We start from the raw sequence: 20,320 nt of genomic DNA, 5'->3' as shown, positions 1-20,320 counted from the left end.
CCACAACTGAACCCCGACGGCGGCAGCACCGCACCGCCGTCGTACTTCCGCAACTCCAAAAACCCACAACAGGAGGCAAAGATGCCCAATCTCGTCGTCGACTTCGACAAACTGCTCACGCTCGCCGGAACCGACCTCGGCGTGACCGAATACCGCGAAATCACCCAGGAACAGATCAACAAATTCGCCGACGCCACCGGCGATGACCAGTGGATCCACGTGGACCCGGAACGCGCCAAGGACGGTCCGTTCGGCGCCCCGATCGCCCACGGCTTCCTCACGCTCTCGCTCATCATCCCGTTCTGGGGCGAGCTGTTCGACGTCGACGGCGTCACCACCAAGGTGAACTACGGCCTGGACAAGGTCCGTTTCACCTCGCCGGTGAAGGTGGGCTCGCGGATCCGCATGCAGGCCACCATAGCCGAAGTCACCGAGGTCAAGGGCGGCGCCCAGATCAAGGTTGCCAACACCATCCAGATTGAAGGCCAGGAACGTCCCGCCGTCGTGGCCGAATTCCTCGCCCGCTTCTACAAGTAGTCCGCTTCAAAGGTCCACCGCTCCCACAAGTAACCAATCCCGTTTTGTCCCTCTGTCCTAAGGAACAGCCATGTCCGGACTCACTCAGCTCCAAGCCATGGGTACTGCCGAACGCCGCAAGGAAGCGCGCACGGTCATCGCCTCCAGCTATCTGGGCAGCACCATCGAGTACTACGACTTCCTCCTCTACGCCACGGCCGCCGCGGTAGTCTTCCCCAAGGTCTTCTTCTCCGGAATGGACGACTGGGTAGGCGTCGTGGCCGCCTACGGCACCTTCGCCGCCGGCTACGTGGCACGCCCGCTCGGCGGCATCATCTTCGGCCACTTCGGTGACAGGCTGGGCCGCAAGGGAATGCTCATCGTGTCCATGCTGGTCATGGGCGTGGCCTCCACCCTGATCGGCCTGGTCCCGGGTGCATCCGTGGCAGGTCCGTGGGGCGCCGTCATGCTGGTAATCCTCCGCGTCTTCCAAGGCATCGCCGTCGGCGGCGAATGGGGCGGAGCCGCCCTGATGGCGCTGGAACATTCGGAGTCCGGACGGCGGGGCTTTGCGGCGTCGTTCGTAAACGCCGGTGCGCCGACGGGCGCCGTGCTGGGCACGTTCATCATGGGAGCGTTCTCTTCACTGCCGAACGACCAGTTCCTCGCCTGGGGCTGGCGCGTGCCGTTCCTCCTCTCCTTCGTGCTGCTGGGCGTGGGCATGTTTGTCCGCCTCAAGGTCTCCGAGAGCCCCATCTTCAAGGCCGCGCTGGAGCAGGAGCAGCGGGAGCAGGCCGAAGGGACACCAGGGACCGGCGGCGCTGCCCCGGCCCGCCGTGAGATTCCCCTCCTCCAGGTGCTCCGCCGCCCCAAGACGCTGGTCTTCACCATGCTGGCCGGAGCCGCGGGGTTCGCCCTGCAGGTGGTGCTGGCAACCTTCGCGGTGACGTTCGCCGTCTCCAAGGGCGCCGACCGCCAGGGCGTGCTCTACGCCTACGCCGCAGCCTCCCTGGTCTCCATCGTTTTTGTGGTCCTGGGCGGCAGGCTCTCGGACAAGCTGGGCCGGCGGCCGGTGATGGTGGGCGGGCTCGTGCTGTTCATCGCCTACCTCGTGCCGATGTTCCAGCTGCTGTCCTCCAACAACATCATGCTGATCTTCGTGGCGTTCGCCGTGGGCCTGATGATCCACTCCACACTGTTCGGCCCGCTGGCGGCCTTCGTCTCCGAACAGTTCGGCACCACGTCCCGCTACACGGGCGCATCGCTGGGCTACCAGCTGGCAACGCTGCTCGGTGCAGGGTTCACGCCCGGCATCGTGGCGCAGATCTTCAAGGATTCCGGCCAGAACACCGGTTCCGTGGTCTGGTACCTGGCCATCATGTCGGTGGTCTCGATCGTCTTCATCCTGCTGACCCGGGAACCCAAGAACAACGATCTCGAGACTGTCCGGCCCTGATCCGGCCGCCAAGGACTACCGTCTAATTAGAAAGGATTTGCCGTGGAAAATTTTGGCATCGGCTCGTGGCTGCAACGGCGCCGCCCGAAGTCGGGCAACAAGACAGCAATCATCGCCGGGGACCGGGAGCTCAGCTACGAGCAGCTGGCCGAACGCTCCGCCCGGCTCGCCAACGCCTTCCGGGACCGCGGCGTGGGCCGCGGGGACCGGGTGGCCTACCTCGGGGAGAATGATCCGTCCTTCCTGGAGACACTCTTCGCCTGCGGCACCCTGGGCGCCATCTTCGTCCCGCTCAATACACGGCTGGCCCCGCCCGAAATCCAGTTCCAGCTGCAGGACTGCGATGCCGTCCTGCTGGTGCACGCGGATAGCCTGTCGGAACTGGCGGTCCGCGGCGGTGCAGGGACCGCGGTGCGCCGGCGGATCGCCGTCGACCGTTCCCCCGGTGACACCCGGGAGGAAGGCACGACGGCGGCAGAGGACTATGAGGACGTCGTCGCGTCCGGCGCCGAGGTAGCCCCGGACGAGCCGGTGGGCCTGGACGACGGCGCCATGATCCTCTACACCTCGGGAACCACCGGGCATCCCAAGGGCGCCCTGCTGACGCACGGCAACATCACCTGGAACTGCATCAACGTGATTGTCGATTTCGACTTCGCCTCCACGGACGTTGCCCTGATGATCTCCCCGATGTTCCATGTGGCGTCCCTGGACATGGGCGTCCTGCCCACGTTGCTGAAGGGCGGCACCGTGGTCCTGGAGCCCAAATTCGATCCCCTCCGGACCCTGCAACTCATCGAACGGCACCGGGCCACCACCATCAGCGGGGTGCCCACCACCTACCAGATGCTCTGCGAACATCCCGCCTGGGACGCCACGGATCTCAGCTCCCTGAACAAGCTGACCTGCGGCGGGTCCGCCGTGCCGTTGCGCGTCCTGGATGCCTACGAGAAGCGCGGGCTGCGGTTCTCGAACGGCTACGGGATGACTGAGACGGCACCGGGTGCCACCACGCTGCCGGCGGCACGGTCCCGGGACAAGGCCGGATCATCCGGACTGCCGCACTTCTTCACGGACGTCCGGATAACCGACCTGGCTGATCCGGATGAAGGCTCCGCGGAACCGGGCACGGTGGGTGAGATCCAGATCAAGGGCCCCAACGTCATCCACGAATACTGGAACCGGCCCGACTCGACCGCCGACTCCTACACCGGGGACGGCTGGTTCAAGTCCGGCGACATGGGCTACAAGGATGACGGCGGCTTCGTCTTCATCTCGGACCGGCTCAAGGACATGATCATCTCCGGCGGCGAGAACATCTATCCGGCCGAGGTGGAGCAGGCCATCACGGAGCTCGACGCCGTCGGCAGTGTGGCGGTAATCGGTGTGCCGGACGAAAAGTGGGGCGAAGTGCCGCGGGCCGTGGTGCTCCTGCGGGACGGGGCGCAGCTGAGCGAAGAGCAGCTGCGGGCACACCTGGACGGCCGCCTGGCCCGCTACAAGATCCCCAAGTCGGTGGTGTTCGTGGACGAGATGCCCAGGACCGCGAGCGGCAAGATCCGGAAAGCGGACCTGAGGAAGCTCACGCCCGCGAACGGACAGTTGCAGCCGTAACCAAACAGCCCGAACCCGGATCCTGGCATGGATCCGGGTTCGGGCCGTCTGGTCTTAAAGCGCGAACGGACAGTTGCGGCCCCGCTTTTGTAACCCTGCTGCTAGTGGATCAGGGCGAGCATGATCCCGACGGCCACGAACAGCACGCCGAACGTCCGGTTCAGGATCTTCTGCCCGCGCGCGTTGTGCGTGAACCGCTGGAACGATTTGGCCGCGGCGGCGAAGAAGAACCACATGACCAGGATGTCGATGATCACCACGGTGGCAGTCAGGACCAAATACTGGGGCAGCAGCGGCTGTTCCGGCCGGATGAACTGCGGCATGAAGGCCAGGAAAAAGATGATGGCTTTGGGGTTCAGCAGATTGACCCACAGGCCGCGGCGGAACATGGAGGGGGCCGGTTCGTTGCGGAGTTCGGCCGCTTTCTCCTGGTCCAGGTCGGGCTTGTGCAGGAACTGCCGGATGCCAAGGTAGACCAGATAGGCGGCCCCTGCATACCGGATCACGTTGAATGCCACGGGGGAGCTGGCCACCAGGACGCCCACGCCCAATGCCACGATCAGCACGTGGACCACCAGTGCAGCCTGCTGGCCCAGGATTCCCCAGATGGACCGCCGGAATCCCGAATTCAGCGAGTTGCTCATGGTGTTGATGGCACCGGCCCCGGGAGTGAAGCTGATCAGGACGCCGGCGCCGGCCAGGGCCAGCCAAAGGGAGGATTGCACCAATCCAGTTTAGGGGCGGGATGCGTGGGGTAATTCTCTCGCTACTGGAGCCGTCCGCGGCTGCAGACGATGGTCTCCGCTACAGACATACGGGCCGTGCGAAGCTACGATTCATTCAGCCGCCCTCGGTTTCCCGGGTGCAGCGGCACAAGGCTGCTTCGCTATGGTGCCGCCCATGACTTGGGGGAGTCGATGAACAGGATTGTCGGAACCATTTTCGCAGGAGCGGTCCTGATGGCGGCGGCCTCCTGCGCGCTTCCTGATGCAGCGTCCAGGCAGAGCCCGGAGGAGCAAACGACAGCGGCCTCCTCCAGCCCGGCCCGGGGTCCGGCCGCCACCCAGGGTCCGATTACGGACATCATGAACAAAGGGGCCGCGGCGGACTCTGAGCCCGCTGCACCACTCCCTCAGGCGGCGTTCCGCCACCCTGACTATTACGCCATGCCAGGCCAGAAGATCACCTTCGACGTCTCCCCGTCCTTGCCGGCGGGGGTCAGTGCTGCGCGATACGAATGGGACTTTGACGGCGACGGCGTGATTGACGAGGTCGGTCCGGTTCCGGTGGCGGCGCATACGTTCAATCAAGCGTTTGAAGGAACCGCGGAAGTCAGGATCACCTTCTTCACGGGAGGGTCGTCGACGGCGTCCGCCGCCGTGCACATCGGACGGGGACCCAGGGACGGGCTGCCGGCGGCGCCCCTCAACGTCACCGTTGTAGTCACTGCGGACGCCGGAGACGTGAGCACCGTCCAAATTTCATGGGAGCCGAGCGGAACGGATGAACCCTACCGCTGGGGCCTGACCGTGGACGGCATTCCGGCCGGGATGGTGGAGGGCAACGAGCGGACTGCGTCCATGACGGATGTCCACCGGGGCAGGGCGGTCGAAATCGGGGTCGTCGGGTTCACCGCCGGCATGGGAATAGGAGAGTCCGCGAGCGTGACGCTTCCCGCACGGGAAGGCTAGCCCGGTCCGCCGGAAGCCGGGTCCCGGATCGAGCCGATGAAACTAGGCCCGCGCGATGATTTCGCCGTTGGGGATCAGGAACCAGCCGTCGTCCGTGGAGCCCCAGCGGTGCCATCCCGCCGAGATCCGGGCCAGGTCCGCCGCGTTGGCGAAGCCGTATTCCAGGGCCTGGTCCGCGAATGCCGAGTGCAGCACACGCTCGCCCCAGACCCGGGCCTGCCATCGGCGCTGCTGGCCGGTGGCATACAGCCAGTTGCTGCTGGTGGGTGCCACGTCGGTGAACCCTGCGGCCTGCGCCCAGGAGACCAGCCGGCGGCCGGCATCGGGCTCCGCGCCGTTGCGCCGGGCAATGCGCTGGTAGAGCTCCATCCACTCGTCCAGTTCCGGGATGGCGGGGTACCAGCTCATCCCGTGGAAATCGGCGTCCCGCACTGCCACAATGCCGCCCGGTTTTGCCACCCGGCGCATCTCGCGCAGGGCCTCGACGGGATCCGTCAGGTGCTGGAGCACCTGGTGGGCGTGGACGACGTCGAACGTTTCGTCCTCGAAGTCGAGGTCATAGATGTTGCCGGCCAGGAACTCGACATTCTCCACCCCGCGCTCGGAGGCAAGGGCGGTGGCGTGGGCGATCACATCCGGGGAGCGGTCCAGCCCGGTCACGTGCCCCGGCGCCACCAGGCCGGCGAAATCGCAGGTGATGCTGCCCGGTCCGCAGCCGACGTCCAGCACGGACGCCCCCGGTGTGAGGTAGGGGATGACGAACGCGGCTGAATTCTCGGCGGTCCGCGAGGCATGGGCACGGACCACTGACTCGTGGTGGCCATGCGTGTACACATCTTCAGGCTGCTGCGCACTCATAAGGAAACGCTACAGCGCCGTGGGGGAAAATGCGCGGCAGCCGGGCGGAACGAAAACAGGCAGTTTATGGTGCCTCGTCGTCAGTTTCCCCGCTTCTGCGGCCCGACGTTCTGCGGAAGATTGGAGGAGTGGGAAACAACAAATCCAGCAATCCGGCAGGGCTCGGGCTGTTCAGGGCAACAGGCATCTACGTGGGAGCAATCCTCGGATCGGGCATCCTGGTGCTCCCGGCCATCGCCGCCCGGGAAGCGGGCCCGGCCTCGCTGCTCGCATGGGCCGCCCTGCTGGTGTTCTGCACGCCCGTCGCCTTCAGTTTCGCTGAGATGAGCCGCCAGGAGCCCGACGCCGGCGGGATCGCCCACTTTGTCACCAGGGCCTTCGGGCGCCGCGCCTCCGTGGTGGCCGGCTACCTGTTCTACTTCGCCATCCCGTTCGGCGCGCCCGCCACCGCGGTGATCGGCGGCAACTACATCGCCAATGCGCTGGGCGGCGGACACGGGACCGCGCTGGTGGCCGCGGCGCTGCTGCTGGCGGCCGGATTCGCGAGCAACGCCGTCGGAATCAAGCTGTCCAGCCGCCTCCAGCTGGTGCTGATGGTCCTGCTCGTGGCGCTGCTGGCGCTCGCCGTTGCCGTGGCCGCACCCTTTGCCAAAGCGGAGAACTTCCAGCCCTTCGCGCCGCAGGGCTACTGGGCAGTGGGCGGAGTGGCGAGCCTGCTGTTCTTCTGCTTCGCGGGATGGGAGGCGGTGACGCACCTGGCGGCCGAGTTCCGGGATCCCGGCCGAGACCTCAAGCGCGCCACGTGGCTGACGCTCGTCGTCGTTGGGGTGGTGTACATCGGCGTCGTGGCAGCCTCGGTGGCCGTGCTGGGCCCGGCCCTGCCCGGAAGCCCGGTGCCGGTCGCCGACCTGCTCGAAAAGGGGCTGGGGCCGCTGGCGGCCCCGCTGACCGCGGTTGCCGCGGCTGTGCTGACGTTCGGCCCGCTCAACACATTCATCGCCGGCGCGAGCCGGCTCGGTGCCCGGCTGGCGGCCGACGGCGTGCTGCCGCCGGCGATGGCGCGCGGCGGCGGGCCGGGCGAGGTGCCTTCCGTGAGCCTCGCTGTCCTGGCCGGGATGACATTCCTGTCCTTCGGGGCGGCGGTCGCCGGGCTGGCCAGCATGCAGTTCCAGATCGGCGCTGCCTCGGCGTGCTTCACAGCCGTGACGGCCTTCGGCCTCGCGGCGGGCACCCGGCTGCTGCGGCCCGGAACGCCGGCCTGGTATGGCGTTATCGTCGCTGCGGGGGTGATGCTGCTGATCCTGCTGTTCAGCGGCTGGGCGCTGGCGGTTCCGGCGCTACTGGCCGCGGCTGCGGTGTGGTCGGGGGCGCGGTTCCTGCGGGTTCCTGCGCGGCCGCTTCCTGTGCTGCGCTGATAGTCGCCCCGATCATGGATTCCATGAAGCGGGCGGCGACGTCCAGCTCCGCCGCGGTGAACTCCGCCATGGCGGCGCCCATGTGGCGGGCGAGCGGCAGGAACATGGCGCCGCCGTCGCGGTAGGCCTTGGGTGTCATGCGAAGCTGGACCTGCCTGCGGTCGGCTCCCTGGCGTTCGCGCACCACGTGTCCCGAGCCGTAAAGCCGGTCGATCAGCGCCGTGGTGGCCGGCGAGCTGAGGTTCAGTTCCTTCCGGAGCACGCCGGGGGTGACGATCTGGTCCTTGGCCGTGTGCCGCATGATCACGGCCAGGGCGTTGAGGTCCGTGCGGTGCATGTCATTGCGCGCACCGGCGGAGTCCACATACCGGTTGGCCTCAAGGGTGAACTCCTGCAGCAGCCGGACAAGGCCCTGGGGTGCAGCCGGTTCGGGCCGTTCGGATGACTCTTCTGACACGGCGACCCTCCTTCTGCAGTGGCTTCGCAAATGCTCCGGCCTAGCGAAGATTCTCTCACTCAAAGCCCGTCCGGCACGATTTCCGGCCTTCACTTATCTCTATGATAGAGATAGTCTATTGTGGAGTTGATTCTACCCGGCCGAGGCAAACACCAGAAGGACACATGAAACAGAGACATCCCGGCGCTGCGCGCGTTCCGTTCTGGCTCCGCTGGCTGGTCCCCGTGTTGCTGGTAATCACCTGGCTGGCTATCGCCGGCGTCGGCGGCCCCACCTTCGGCCGGCTCGACGAAGTGTCGTCCAACGACCAGGCTGCGTTCCTGCCCTCAGGTGCGGAAGCCACGGAGGCCCAGGACTGGCAGGCAAAGTTCAGGGACTCGGATGAGATCCCGGCCGTCATCGTCGTCGAAAGCGGTTCCGCCTTCACTCCTGCGCAGCTGGGCGAGGCCGCCGTCCTCAAGGGCAAGCTCGAGGAAGTGCAGGCAGGCAGCGCGGTCGTCGGCCCCATCCCGTCGGAGGACGGCAAGGCGGTCCAGTTTGTTGTACCTATATCTTCCTCGGGCGAGGTCAAGGAGATCGTCCAGGAGCTTCGCGATGAGGTGCAGGCTTCGGCTCCGGAGGGAATGCAGACGTTCGTTACGGGTCCCGCGGGGCTGACCGCGGATCTGGTGAGCGCCTTCGCGGGCATCGACGGCATCCTGCTGCTCGTTGCCCTTGCCGCCGTGTTCATCATCCTGCTGATCGTCTACCGTTCCCTGCTCCTGCCCATCGCGGTGCTTTTCACCTCGGTGTTCGCGCTGTGTGCGGCCATCCTGCTGGTGTTCGGCATGGCCAAGCTCGGCTGGATCCAGCTAAGCGGCCAAAGCCAAGGCATCCTCTCCATCCTGGTCATCGGTGCCGCGACGGACTACGCGCTGCTGTACGTGGCCAGGTTCCGGGAGGCGCTGACTCACACCTCCAACCGCACCGCCGCAGTCCTAACTGCCTGGAAGGCCTCCTTTGAACCCATCCTGGCCTCCGGCGCCACGGTGATCATCGCCCTGCTGTGCCTGCTGTTCTCCGACCTCAACTCCAACAAGGCGCTGGGCCCGGTGGCGGCCGCCGGCATCCTGTGTTCGCTCTTCGCGGCCCTCACGCTGCTTCCGGCCCTGATGGCATTGCTGGGCCGTGCCGCCTTCTGGCCGTTCCGCCCCAAACTGGTGCCCGAAACCGAGCGTGAACCGCAGCTGGTCACCGGCCTCGAAGGCCAGAAGGGGCTGTGGCGCGCCACCGGCTCGCTGGTCTCCCGCCAGCCCCGGACCGTCTGGGTGGCCTCCGTGCTGCTGCTCCTGGTGGCTTCCGGCGGCATCCTGCAGCTCAAGGCCAACGGTGTGCCGCAGACCGACGTCATCCTGACGGCGTCCAACGCGGTGGACGGCCAGGACGCCCTGGCGCGCCATTTCGACGCCGGCTCCGGCAGCCCCGTGGTGATCGTCGCTGACGCGGCGAAGGCGGAGGATGTGCTGGAGGAAACCAAGGCGACGGACGGCGTCGGCGACGCCTACCTGCTGGCGGACGGCGGCGTCCCCATCATCAGCGGTTCGCAGGCCGCGCCTGGCGCACCCACGGCGCCCGGCGTCCGGGACGGCAAGGTGCTGATCAACGCGACCCTGAACTATGCGGCGGACTCCGGTGACGCCGAGAACGTTGTGGTGAAGCTGCGCGAGAACGTCAAAGCGGTCGACGACGGCGCCTTGGTGGGCGGCGTGACGGCCACGGCGCTGGACACCAACACCACGGCCCAGCGGGACCTGGTGACCATCATCCCCGTGGTGCTCGCCGTCATCCTGGTGATCCTGATGCTGCTGCTGCGCTCGGTGCTGGCCCCGGTCCTGCTGGTGGCCTCGGTGGTTCTTTCCTACGCCGCCGCCATGGGCGTGTCCGCCCTGGTGTTCAACAACATCTTCGGGTTCCCGGGCGCCGACGCCACGGTGCCGCTGTTCGGCTTTGTGTTCCTGGTGGCGCTGGGCGTGGACTACAACATCTTCCTGATGAGCCGGGTCCGCGAGGAGTCCCTCAAGCACGGCACCAGGCCGGGAATCCTGCGGGGCCTCGGCGTGACGGGCGGCGTCATTACCTCCGCGGGCGTGGTGCTCGCCGCAACGTTTGCGGCGCTGGGCGTCATCCCCATCATGTTCCTGGTCCAGCTCGCCTTCATCGTCGCGTTCGGTGTCCTGCTGGACACTGTTTTGGTGCGCTCGCTGCTGGTCCCGGCCCTGTCCTATGACCTGGGCCGTCGGATCTGGTGGCCCGGCAAGCTCAGCGGGCCGGAGCCGGATAAGGCGGTACAGCTGGACGCCGGCACCCAGGAACCCGAACCGGAGGCCGCCGGCCGCCGCTAGGCACGGCCGACCGTCCGGAGCCTCAATCCTGCGCCCGCCACCAGTCCACCGTGGCAGCCGCTGCCTCCGGCAGGGGAGTCGGATGCAGGCCCAGGCTGGCTTCGCTCACCCGGGAGTCCATCACGAACGGCCGCTCGAACTGGTAGAGCATCTCGGCAACCTCCCGCATTCCGGGGGCGAACACACCGATTATCCGCAGCAGCCAGCCGGGGATGGCGCCAACTTTGGGGGCAGCCACGCCGCCGGCTTCCGCGAAGGCGAAGGCGAGCTGTCGCTGGGTGAGGGCCGGGCCTGTGGGGGCATGCCACACCCGGTTCCACAGCCCCGGCGTCTGCGCCGCCCGGATCATGGCTGCGGCAAGGTCCGGTATGTACGTGAAGGAGTGGGGCTGGTCCGCGCTGCCGATCACCAGCAGCCGCTTTCCGGCCAGCACCGCCGGCACGATGCGTTCGCCGGCGTGGGAGGTCCGCACCCGCGGACCGAAGAAGTCGCCCGCCACGACGCTCACGGTGTTCGTGGGGGAGGCTGCACGTGCCTTCAGTAGTTCGGTGCGCACACCGCGCTTGCCGCCCTGCGCCTCCCGGGGGCTGCCTTCAGCCATGACGGCATCCGGCTGGCTGTAGGAATACAGGCTTTCAGGAAATACGACGACGGCGCCCGCCTTACCTGCCGCCGCCAGTACGGCCTCCTCGGCTTGCGGGAGTTCCTTTCGCCACGCTTCCGCTGCGTAGGCGGAGCCGTGGATGCAGTGGAACACGGCCGCCGCCCCGTCAAAAGCCTCGCCAAGCAGCCCGGGGCTGGAAACGTCCACGGACATCCTGTCGATGAGGGGGTGCTCGGGACCGCTGCCGGAACGGGTCAGGATCCGCACCCGTTTGCCTTGGCCGGCAAGTTGCTCCGCGACGGTCCAGCCAACGGGACCGGCGCCGGTGACCACATACATTTCGGGCATTGGCTTCTCTTTCCTCTGGAATGTCATTCTGCTCTTCATCGGGCAGTCTGCGGTTGGCCCGCCAGCCTGCTCTCGCTCAAGAGAGCAGTGCTCTCGAAACAAGGATGCTCCTGGAGGGCCGGCATGTCAAGAGCACTGCTCTCAATTGTTGACAGTGCTCTGATACGTGGAATGCTGGACGCATGCCAGTCCCTGATTCCTCCGCCCCCGCACCCGGCCATCCCCGCTCGGCCGGCGCGGCCGCCGGCGAAGCCATCGCACCGGCGCCCCGCACGCCGCGGGAGCGCGCCAGGGCGCAGACCATCGCCGATATCGTCCGGCTGGGCCGGGAGCACCTGGCCGTCCACGGCGCCGCCGCGCTGTCGCTCCGGGCCGTGGCCCGTGACCTTGGTGTTGTCTCTTCCGCGGTGTACCGGTACGTGGAAAACCGGGACGAACTGCTGACACTTCTGCTGATCGACGCCTACGGCGAGCTCGGTGACGAGGTGGATGCCGCCGTCGGCCGCGTGGCGGAAGCGGACTTCATGGGGCGTTTTCAGGCGCTGGGCCGCGCCGTCCGCGGCTGGGCCGTCCGCGAGCCCGCCCGCTATGCTCTGCTTTTCGGCAGCCCGGTACCGGGATACCGGGCCCCGGCTGAGCGCACTACCGGACCGGGGACCCGGGTGATCTTTAGCCTGATGGCCATCTTCGACGCCGCCTGGCGGGCAGGCGCGCTGGGCGCCGAGGCGGCGCCGGCTGACGGGGCGCCCGCAGGTGGGGTTCCTGTGGTTCCCGGCCTCCTCGCGCCAGACCTGCTCGCCATCCGGGAGGAGTTCGGCCTGGCCATGCCCGATGACCTGCTGGCGCGCGGGGCACTGGCGTGGACGTCGCTTTTCGGAGCCGTCAGCTTCGAAGTCTTCGGGCAGTACGGAGCAGGCACCTTCTCGGCCCCGGACGCGCTTTTTGAACATCATCTCCGGGTGCTGGGCGGACTGGCCGGGCTCGGCTAGGGGGCCAATGTGGCCGCAAGGACCAGCGGTTTCGTACCAATTGTGAACGCTAACAATAAAGTCTTGTCTGCGCTTCTACAACGATGTAAAGTGTGGTCCAGCCCACGGTCGCGCAGACCGGCTTCCGGTCATCCGAAGGCGGCTACAAGTTTTGTCCGGCTACGTCCAAAGGAGTGACGGTGAAGCATCAGGATTTCGGCAGTACCCATTTGAACCGCAGGCAATTGCTGCTGAGCGGAGGTGCCCTGTTCGGCGGGCTCGCCCTCGCCGGTGGCCTGACCGGCTGCGGCGGTGCAGCCCAGGCCGCCGCGGACGACATCCGCTTCTGGCACCTACTCTCCGGCGGAGACGGCATCAAGATGATGGCCATGATCGACAAAGCCAACGCGGACCACACCGACTTCAGGATCAAGCCCACTGTGCTCGCCTGGGGCGCGCCGTACTACACCAAACTGGCCATGGCATCGGCGGGCGGGCGGCCGCCCGAGGTGGCCATAATGCATGCGGCCAGGGTGCCCGGCTACGCTCCCGGCGGCCTGCTGGATGCCTGGGACCTGGACCTGCTGGCGGAGTTCGGGGTGCGGCCGGAAGACTTCGGCCCGAGAATCTGGGAGAAGAGCCAGTTCAACGGCAAGGTGTTTTCGCTGGCCCTGGACTCGCACCCGTTCGTGATGCTCTACAACACGGACGTGGCGGGCAAGGCAGGCGTGCTGGGGAACGACGGGAAGCTGGCAAGTATTTCCTCGCCGTCACAGTTCCTTGAAGTAAGCCGTGAACTGCAGCGCGTCACCGGCAGGCACGGGCTCTCCTACGGATACCTGGGCGACGGCGCGCAGATGTGGCGTCTGTTCTATACCCTCTACCGCCAGCACGGCGCGGACTTCGTCCTGGATCCCGGCAAGCCCGCCCAGGTGGAGCGGGATGTGGCCATCGACTGCCTGGAGTTCATCAAGTCCCTGCTGGATAACACCATTTCCACAAGAAGCGGCGACGGCGGCACGGCCATCGCGGAATTCGCCAGCCAGGGGTCGGGGCTGCTTTTCACCGGCGTTTGGGAACTGCCCACCATGAAGACGGCGGGTGTTCCGCTCGGAGCAAGCACCATCCCCACCCTGTTCGGAACGCCGGCGGCCTTCGCCGACTCGCACTCGTTCGTGCTGCCGCACCAGGCGAAGCTCGACGAATCCAAGCGCCGCGGTGTGTACCAGTTCGTTGCGTCGATGCTCAAGGGTTCCCTGAGCTGGGCGGAGGCCGGCCACATTCCGGCCTACCAGCCGGTGGTGAAGTCCAGAGAGTACGCGGCATTGGATCCGCAGGCGGACTATGCGAACGCGGCGGACATCATCAACTACGATCCCGAGGCCTGGTTCACGGGCTCCGGATCCGACTTCCAGAGCTATTTCGCCGAGAACGTCCAGAACGTGTTCCTCGGACGGGACAAGGCCACCGACGGTTGGGACGCCTTCATGAAGCGCATCAACGCGGTCCTCGCCATGCCTAACCCGGTGTGAGCACCGACCCCGGCAGTACTGCCGGAGCACGCATCGCCGAATCCCGATTGAGCACCGCCCCGTTCGTGACAAAGGAGTCCTCATGAGCACCGCCCCCACAACCGCGCCCGCCGGGAAATCAACCCGCAGCCGGCGCGACGACATCCCAGCGCCCGCGGCGAAATCTTCCCGCTCCAGGCGAGACAACATTCACGGCTGGGCCTTCGCTGCCCCGTTCCTGGCCTTCTTCCTGACGTTCCTGGTCTGGCCCATGATTTCCGGGGCCGTCATGAGCCTCACCGGAAAGTCGCTCACCGGCGCCAACAGCGGGTTCATCGGCCTGGCCAACTACACCGAGGCGTTCGCCGACCAGGACATGTGGCGGTCACTGGGGAACACCCTGTACTTCACGCTGATCAGCACCGTGCCGCTGGTAGTCATCGCCCTGGCCCTGGCAGCACTGGTCAACATGGGCCTTCCCGCGCAGTGGCTGTGGCGGCTCTCCTTCTTCTCCCCGTTCCTGCTCGCCTCCACCGTGGTCTCGCTCTTCTTTGCCTGGATGTACAACCCGGAGCTTGGGCTGTTCAACGATTTGCTCGCCAACCTGGGCATTCCGCCGGTGGCCTGGCTGAACGACCCGTCCGTGGCGATGTGGGCCATCGTGATTGCGACGGTCTGGTGGACCGTGGGCTTCAACTTCCTGCTGTACCTGGCCGCGCTGCAGAACATCCCGCAGCAGCACTATGAAGCGGCATCGCTCGACGGCGCCGGCGGCTGGCGGCAGTTCTTCTCCATCAGCCTTCCCCAGCTGGGCCCCACCACAGTGATGATCGTTATCCTGCAGATCCTCGCGTCCCTGAAGGTCTTTGACCAGATCTACCAGATGACCGAAGGCGGACCGGGCGGAGCGACCCGCTCCATCGTGCAGTACATCTTCGAGGCCGGATTCACGGGCTACCGGCTGGGCTACTCCGCAGCCATTTCCTACATCTTCTTCGGCCTGATCCTGCTCATCGCACTCGCCCAGGTCTTCACCGCACGGAAAAGGAGCGCCTAGCCATGGCCACCACCACACTTTCCAAGCCTGCACTCCGGCCCAAGGGCTCCGCCGAAACCGTGCCAAACCGCCGGCCGAAGACGCCGCTTTCCCGCATCCTGGCCACCGCCGTCGTCTCGGTCCTCGCTGTGGCGTGGCTCGTGCCCTTTGCCTGGGCCACCGCCACCGCACTGAAGACCGAAACGGATGCCGCGTCCACCCCCATCAGCTGGATCCCGGCGTCGGGCTTCACCTTCGATGCCTTTGCCAAAGTGCTGCAAAGCGGCAACATCCCCACCTGGACGCTCAACTCACTGTTCACTTCCGCGGCGATCACCGCCATCACGCTGGTGATTTCCGCGTCCGTGGCCTACGCCATTTCGCGGATCGACTTCCGCGGCAAGAAAATGCTGATGGGTGTGATCGTGGCCTCCATCATCATTCCGCCGCCGGTCCTCATCATCCCGCTGTTCCAGCAGATGCAGTCGCTGAACCTGATCGACACGTACTGGGCGCTGATCCTGCCGCAGGTGATCCACTCGCCCATGGTGTTCGTGCTCAAGAAATTCTTCGACCAGATTCCGCGTGAACTCGAGGAAGCAGCCCTCATGGACGGCGCGGGCCGGCTGCGGATCTTCACCACAATCGTGCTCCCGCTGTCCCGACCGATCCTTGCCGCCGTGGCCATCTTCGTGTTCATCGGGGCGTGGAACAACTTCCTGTGGCCGTTCATTGCCACGAACGAGAGTTCCCTCCTCACCCTGCCTGTGGGCCTGCAGACCATCAAGAGCGCCTACGGCATCCAGTACGCCCAGAACATGGCCTCGGCCCTGCTGGCCGCACTGCCCCTGATCGTGGTGTTCCTGTTCTTCCAGCGGCAGATCATCCGGGGCGTGGCCACCACCGGCCTGGCCGGCACCTAGGCCATCGCCGGACCTCAACACCCTGCGCCATCCACACCAAGCCAAACACCAGGTCAGGAGCAAAATGTCCCGCGCACGAATCACCATTGACCGCGACTTCACCGTAGGTGAAGTTCCCCGCCGGATCTTCGGATCCTTTGTTGAGCACATGGGCCGCTGCGTCTACACCGGCATTTACGAGCCGGGCCATCCCCGCGCGGACGACCGCGGTTTCCGCCGCGACGTCATGGACCTCGTCAAGGAACTCGGCGCCACTGTCGTCAGGTACCCCGGCGGAAACTTCGTCTCCGGCTACAACTGGGAGGACGGCATCGGGCCGGTCGCGGACCGGCCCCGCCGGCTGGACGGCGCCTGGCACACGCTGGAAACCAACGCCTTCGGACTGCACGAATTCGTGGACTGGTCCCGTGAAGCCGGGGTTGAGGTCATGGAAGCCGTCAACCTCGGCACCCGCGGCGTCGATGCCGCCCGCGAACTGGTGGAATACGCCAATATCCCGTCCGGCACCCGGCTGTCCGACCTGCGCCGCAAGAACGGGCATGAGGACCCCTTCAACATCAAGCTGTGGTGCCTGGGCAACGAGATGGACGGGCCGTGGCAGATCGGGCACAAGACTGCCGAGGAGTACGGCCGGCTGGCGCAGGAAGCGGCGAAGGCCATGCGCTTCGTGGATCCGGACATTGAACTCGTGGCCTGCGGCAGCTCGAACTCGGGCATGCCCACGTTCGGCGCGTGGGAGCAGACCGTCCTGACCCACACCTACGAACAGGTGGACTATGTCTCGCTGCACGCTTATTACCAGGAACACGATGGCGACGCCGGCAGCTTCCTGGCCAGCGCCGTGGACATGGACTACTTCATCGAATCCGTGATCGCCACGGCGGACGCCGTCCGGGCCAAGGGCAAGCACAAGAAACACATCAACCTCTCGTTCGACGAATGGAACGTCTGGTACACCCGCCCCGGAGATGCCGACAGCCCCGCGGAAGTGGGCAAGCACGGCTGGCGCGAGCACCCCCGCGTCATCGAGGACCAGTACAACGTGACGGACGCCGTCGTCGTCGGGACCTTCCTCAACTCCCTGCTCCGGCACGGGGACCGCGTCAAGATCGCCAACCAGGCGCAGCTGGTCAACGTGATCGCCCCCATCCTGAGTGAGGAAAACGGGCCCGCGTGGAAGCAGACCATCTTCCACCCGTTCGCCCGCATGGCCGAGCTGGCCCACGGCCAGATCCTCCGGCTGGCGGTCGATTCGGATAAGTACAGCAACGCCAAATTCGGCGACGCCGACCTCGTGGACGTCAGCGCCACATGGAACGAGGAGACGGGGCGCATCGCGCTGTTCCTCGCCAACCGCGGGCTGGAAGAAGCGGCGGACATCGAAGTGGTGCTCCGCGGCTTCGAAGCCCGGCAGGTGGTTCGGGCCGAAGTCCTCTGCGTTCCTGACGGCGCCGACCGTTTCATCACCAACACGCAGGAGAACCCCGGCGCTGTCGGCCTCACCCCGCTGGAGGGGGTCAAGGCCGCCGGGGGCGAAGTCCGCGCGAGCCTGCCCGCCCTTTCGTGGGCGGCCATCGAACTGGAGGTCGTGCGCAACTGAGGTGAACTGCTGACACAGTGACGGACGACGGCGGGCGGCACGTTTTCGTGGCCGCCCGCCGCATGCTTGCGGGCGGCACGAGCGGGAAGCGGCGCCTGGGAACGGGCCGGGGAACGGGGCCCGTTCGGCCCTGTTGGACGGCTGGGCGGATGGATAGACTGCCCCTGCGCCCGTCCGGGCGTCCGATGCTTCCAGGAGGGATCCGTCAGTGTCAGAGAACAGTGAATTTGAAGCACAAAAGCAGCCCCGCACCGAGCCCGCGCCGGCAGACGAAGCGGACAGCGGCCAGTACGTCGACGGCGACTACGGCAAAGCGGGAATTGCTCGTGAGGACGAAATGACGGCCGGCGACGGCGAGTATCCCGAGGGTGATTACGGAGCGGCCGGGGCTGTCGAGGAACCGGCCGGCGCCGTCGAAGGAGAGTACGAGGCCGGCGACTACGGCAAGGCCGGCACGGCGGGGGAGAACCTCGTCACGGTTGAGGAAGCCGAGTATCCGGACGGCGACTACGGTGCGGCTGGCACGGCCGGCGCTGTGGGTGCTGCGGGCAACGGCACGGCGGGCGCTGCCGGGAGCGCCGAGGGCATTGAGAGTGTGCCCGCGGAACACCGGCTCGTCGAGGATGAAGAGCCCGTGGAAGACGAGGCCGACGAAGAGGACGAGGATCAGCCGCGCGACCCCGCCTGAAGAAGCCCGCCTGAAGAATCCTGCCTGCACCCGCCCTGCCCCGTGGCTGGTTTCCAGCTGGCCGGGGCTTGTCCGCGCGTCCTGGCCTTGAACGTTATGAACCGCGGACAAGCCTAGGAAACTGCCCGGGACCCGTTCACGCACAGCGAAACCCGACCGCGGCCGCCGTCGTAATGCCTGTAAACCGCTGGACTTCCGGGTCCTTCGCCGGGATCCCACGCCGTCGGAATCCAAAGTTGAGTCGATCTGACTCAACTTTGGATTGACTTAAATCCGGGCATGGGTAAAGTTGAGTGTAGATCGCTCAATCAGTGGGCGTGCCTGAATTTCGGCCAGCCCGGACACCGGGCCCGGGATCGTTTCCAAGGAAAGAAGGAAGCAACACATGTCACGTGCAGTAGGTATCGACCTCGGAACCACCAACTCCGTCGTCTCCGTTCTCGAAGGTGGCGAGCCCACCGTCATTGCCAACGCCGAGGGTGGCCGCACCACGCCGTCCGTCGTTGCGTTCTCCAAGTCCGGCGAAGTCCTGGTCGGCGAGATCGCCAAGCGCCAGGCCGTCAACAACATCGACCGCACCATCGCCTCCGTCAAGCGCCACATGGGCACTGACTGGTCCGTGGCGATCGATGACAAGAAGTACACCGCGCAGGAAATCTCCGCCCGCATCCTGATGAAGCTGAAGAACGACGCCGAGTCCTACCTGGGTGAAAAAGTCACCGACGCCGTGGTCACGGTACCGGCCTACTTCAACGATGCCCAGCGCCAGGCCACCAAGGAAGCCGGAGAAATCGCCGGCCTGAACGTCCTGCGCATTGTCAACGAGCCCACCGCGGCCGCCCTGGCCTACGGCCTGGACAAGGGCAAGGAAGACGAACTCATCCTCGTCTTCGACCTCGGCGGCGGAACCTTCGACGTCTCCCTCCTCGAGGTGGGCAAGGACGAAGACAACTTCTCCACCATCCAGGTCCGCTCCACCGCCGGTGACAACCACCTCGGCGGCGACGACTGGGACCAGCGCGTCGTTGACTACCTGCTGAACCAGCTCAAGGTCAAGGGCATCGACCTGTCCAAGGACAAGATCGCCCTGCAGCGCCTGCGCGAGGCCTCCGAACAGGCCAAGAAGGAACTTTCTTCCTCCACCAGCACCAACGTCTCCCTCCAGTACCTCTCCGTCACCCCCGACGGCCCGGTCCACCTGGACGAGCAGCTGACCCGCGCCAAGTTCCAGGACCTCACCAAGGACCTGCTGGACCGCACCAAGAAGCCGTTCCAGGACGTCATCAAGGAAGCCGGCATCAAGCTCTCCGAGATCGACCACATCGTCCTGGTGGGCGGTTCCACCCGTATGCCCGCCGTGTACGAACTGGTCAAGGAACTGGCCGGCGGCAAGGAGCCCAACAAGGGCGTCAACCCGGACGAGGTCGTCGCCGTCGGCGCCGCACTGCAGGCAGGTGTCCTGAAGGGCGAGCGCAAGGACGTGCTGCTGATCGACGTCACCCCGCTGTCCCTCGGCATTGAAACCAAGGGCGGTGTCATGACGCACCTGATCGAGCGCAACACGGCCATCCCCACCAAGCGGTCCGAGACGTTCACCACGGCTGACGACAACCAGCCGTCCGTGGCCATCCAGGTCTTCCAGGGCGAGCGCGAGTTCACTCGCGACAACAAGCCGCTGGGCACGTTCGAGCTGACCGGCATTGCTCCGGCTCCGCGCGGCGTCCCGCAGGTCGAGGTCACCTTCGACATCGACGCCAACGGCATCGTGCACGTCTCCGCGAAGGACAAGGGCACCGGCAAGGAACAGTCCATGACCATCACCGGCGGCACCGCCCTCTCCAAGGAAGACATTGACCGCATGGTCAAGGACGCCGAGGAGCACGCAGCCGAGGACAAGGCCCGCCGCGAGGCAACGGACACCCGCAACACGGCCGAGCAGCTCGCCTACTCCGTGGACAAGCTCATCATCGACAACGCCGACAAGCTGCCCGAAGAGGTCAAGACCGAGGTTCAGGCCGACGTCGACGCCCTCAAGAAGGCCCTCGAAGGCACCGACGACGCCGCGGTGAAGACCGCGTTTGAGAAGCTGCAGGCTTCCCAGACCAAGCTCGGCGAAGCCATCTACGCGCAGGCCGGTTCGCCGGACGGTGCCACGGGTGCTGCAGGCGCTGAGGGTGCTACCGCCGGCGGCGACAAAGCTGCTGATGAGGACATCGTCGACGCCGAGATCGTTGACGAAGAAGAGAAGAAGTAA

Annotated in this window: 18 protein-coding genes; 13 read left to right on the top strand and 5 right to left on the bottom strand. The window is 66.2% G+C overall.

Annotated features, from left to right (window positions below):
• The first annotated feature begins 81 nt into the window (after nucleotides 1–81).
• From CXQ91_RS15240 to CXQ91_RS15230, 3 genes are all read left to right on the top strand, one after another.
• Complete coding sequence (locus tag CXQ91_RS15240; protein ID WP_104174745.1) at nucleotides 82–537, top strand: MaoC family dehydratase; 456 nt, start codon at nucleotides 82–84, stop codon at nucleotides 535–537.
• Between the two features lie 70 nt (nucleotides 538–607).
• Nucleotides 608–1,972, top strand: a complete 1,365-nt coding sequence (locus CXQ91_RS15235) for an MFS transporter (RefSeq protein WP_104174744.1) — start codon at nucleotides 608–610, stop codon at nucleotides 1,970–1,972.
• 42 nt (nucleotides 1,973–2,014) lie between these two features.
• Nucleotides 2,015–3,586 (top strand): long-chain fatty acid--CoA ligase, encoded by a 1,572-nt coding sequence (locus CXQ91_RS15230; RefSeq protein ID WP_104174743.1) that lies wholly within the window; start codon nucleotides 2,015–2,017, stop codon nucleotides 3,584–3,586.
• 101 nt (nucleotides 3,587–3,687) lie between these two features.
• Here the strand turns inward: CXQ91_RS15230 and CXQ91_RS15225 are convergent, their stop codons facing one another.
• Entirely contained in the window at nucleotides 3,688–4,311 is a 624-nt protein-coding gene (locus tag CXQ91_RS15225; protein WP_104174742.1) for a LysE family transporter, read from the bottom strand.
• Nucleotides 4,312–4,472: 161 nt separating this feature from the next.
• Nucleotides 4,473–4,673: a hypothetical protein gene (locus CXQ91_RS24515; protein ID WP_146072351.1), complete on the bottom strand. Its 201-nt coding sequence runs from the start codon at nucleotides 4,671–4,673 to the stop codon at nucleotides 4,473–4,475.
• 79 nt (nucleotides 4,674–4,752) lie between these two features.
• Between CXQ91_RS24515 and CXQ91_RS15220 the strand changes: the two genes are divergently transcribed.
• Complete coding sequence (locus CXQ91_RS15220) at nucleotides 4,753–5,277, top strand: PKD domain-containing protein (RefSeq protein WP_146072350.1); 525 nt, start codon at nucleotides 4,753–4,755, stop codon at nucleotides 5,275–5,277.
• Nucleotides 5,278–5,319: 42 nt separating this feature from the next.
• On the opposite strand, the gene CXQ91_RS15215 is transcribed toward CXQ91_RS15220, so the two are convergent.
• Nucleotides 5,320–6,135 (bottom strand): class I SAM-dependent methyltransferase, encoded by an 816-nt coding sequence (locus CXQ91_RS15215; RefSeq protein WP_104174740.1) that lies wholly within the window; start codon nucleotides 6,133–6,135, stop codon nucleotides 5,320–5,322.
• 128 nt (nucleotides 6,136–6,263) lie between these two features.
• Between CXQ91_RS15215 and CXQ91_RS15210 the strand changes: the two genes are divergently transcribed.
• Nucleotides 6,264–7,550, top strand: coding sequence for an APC family permease (locus CXQ91_RS15210; RefSeq protein WP_258074016.1), 1,287 nt, complete (start codon nucleotides 6,264–6,266; stop codon nucleotides 7,548–7,550).
• On the opposite strand, the gene CXQ91_RS15205 is transcribed toward CXQ91_RS15210, so the two are convergent.
• Nucleotides 7,444–8,007: a MarR family winged helix-turn-helix transcriptional regulator gene (locus tag CXQ91_RS15205; RefSeq protein WP_258074015.1), complete on the bottom strand. Its 564-nt coding sequence runs from the start codon at nucleotides 8,005–8,007 to the stop codon at nucleotides 7,444–7,446. The two genes, CXQ91_RS15210 and CXQ91_RS15205, sit on opposite strands and share 107 nt — an antisense overlap.
• A gap of 164 nt (nucleotides 8,008–8,171) precedes the next feature.
• Here CXQ91_RS15205 and CXQ91_RS15200 point away from each other — a divergent pair, with 164 nt between their 5' ends.
• Nucleotides 8,172–10,388 carry an efflux RND transporter permease subunit gene (locus CXQ91_RS15200; protein ID WP_104174737.1) on the top strand — a complete coding sequence of 739 codons (2,217 nt, stop codon included), beginning with the start codon at nucleotides 8,172–8,174 and terminating at the stop codon, nucleotides 10,386–10,388.
• 22 nt (nucleotides 10,389–10,410) lie between these two features.
• On the opposite strand, the gene CXQ91_RS15195 is transcribed toward CXQ91_RS15200, so the two are convergent.
• A complete protein-coding gene (locus CXQ91_RS15195) occupies nucleotides 10,411–11,340 on the bottom strand; it encodes an NAD-dependent epimerase/dehydratase family protein (RefSeq protein WP_181038905.1) in 930 nt (309 codons plus the stop codon).
• Nucleotides 11,341–11,522: 182 nt separating this feature from the next.
• On the opposite strand from CXQ91_RS15195, the gene CXQ91_RS15190 reads away from it, so the two are divergent.
• From CXQ91_RS15190 to dnaK, 7 genes are all read left to right on the top strand, one after another.
• Nucleotides 11,523–12,329 (top strand): TetR/AcrR family transcriptional regulator, encoded by an 807-nt coding sequence (locus CXQ91_RS15190; protein WP_146072349.1) that lies wholly within the window; start codon nucleotides 11,523–11,525, stop codon nucleotides 12,327–12,329.
• 179 nt (nucleotides 12,330–12,508) lie between these two features.
• The gene (locus tag CXQ91_RS15185) at nucleotides 12,509–13,840 is read left to right on the top strand and encodes an extracellular solute-binding protein (protein WP_258074013.1); all 1,332 of its coding nucleotides are present in this window, start codon (nucleotides 12,509–12,511) and stop codon (nucleotides 13,838–13,840) included.
• An 82-nt stretch (nucleotides 13,841–13,922) separates the two neighbouring features.
• A complete protein-coding gene (locus tag CXQ91_RS15180; RefSeq protein ID WP_104174736.1) occupies nucleotides 13,923–14,876 on the top strand; it encodes a carbohydrate ABC transporter permease in 954 nt (317 codons plus the stop codon).
• Nucleotides 14,877–14,878: 2 nt separating this feature from the next.
• Entirely contained in the window at nucleotides 14,879–15,778 is a 900-nt protein-coding gene (locus CXQ91_RS15175) for a carbohydrate ABC transporter permease (protein WP_104174735.1), read from the top strand.
• A gap of 64 nt (nucleotides 15,779–15,842) precedes the next feature.
• Nucleotides 15,843–17,378, top strand: a complete 1,536-nt coding sequence (locus CXQ91_RS15170; protein ID WP_104174734.1) for an alpha-N-arabinofuranosidase — start codon at nucleotides 15,843–15,845, stop codon at nucleotides 17,376–17,378.
• Nucleotides 17,379–17,586: 208 nt separating this feature from the next.
• Nucleotides 17,587–18,066, top strand: a complete 480-nt coding sequence (locus tag CXQ91_RS15165; protein ID WP_181038904.1) for a hypothetical protein — start codon at nucleotides 17,587–17,589, stop codon at nucleotides 18,064–18,066.
• Nucleotides 18,067–18,451: 385 nt separating this feature from the next.
• Nucleotides 18,452–20,320 (top strand): molecular chaperone DnaK, encoded by a 1,869-nt coding sequence (gene dnaK, locus CXQ91_RS15160; RefSeq protein ID WP_104174733.1) that lies wholly within the window; start codon nucleotides 18,452–18,454, stop codon nucleotides 20,318–20,320.

This window comes from Arthrobacter sp. Y81, from assembly GCF_002929335.1.
GTDB lineage: Bacteria > Actinomycetota > Actinomycetes > Actinomycetales > Micrococcaceae > Arthrobacter.
Note: the sequence above shows the minus strand (reverse complement) of the source record. Positions and strands in the feature narration are given on the sequence as shown.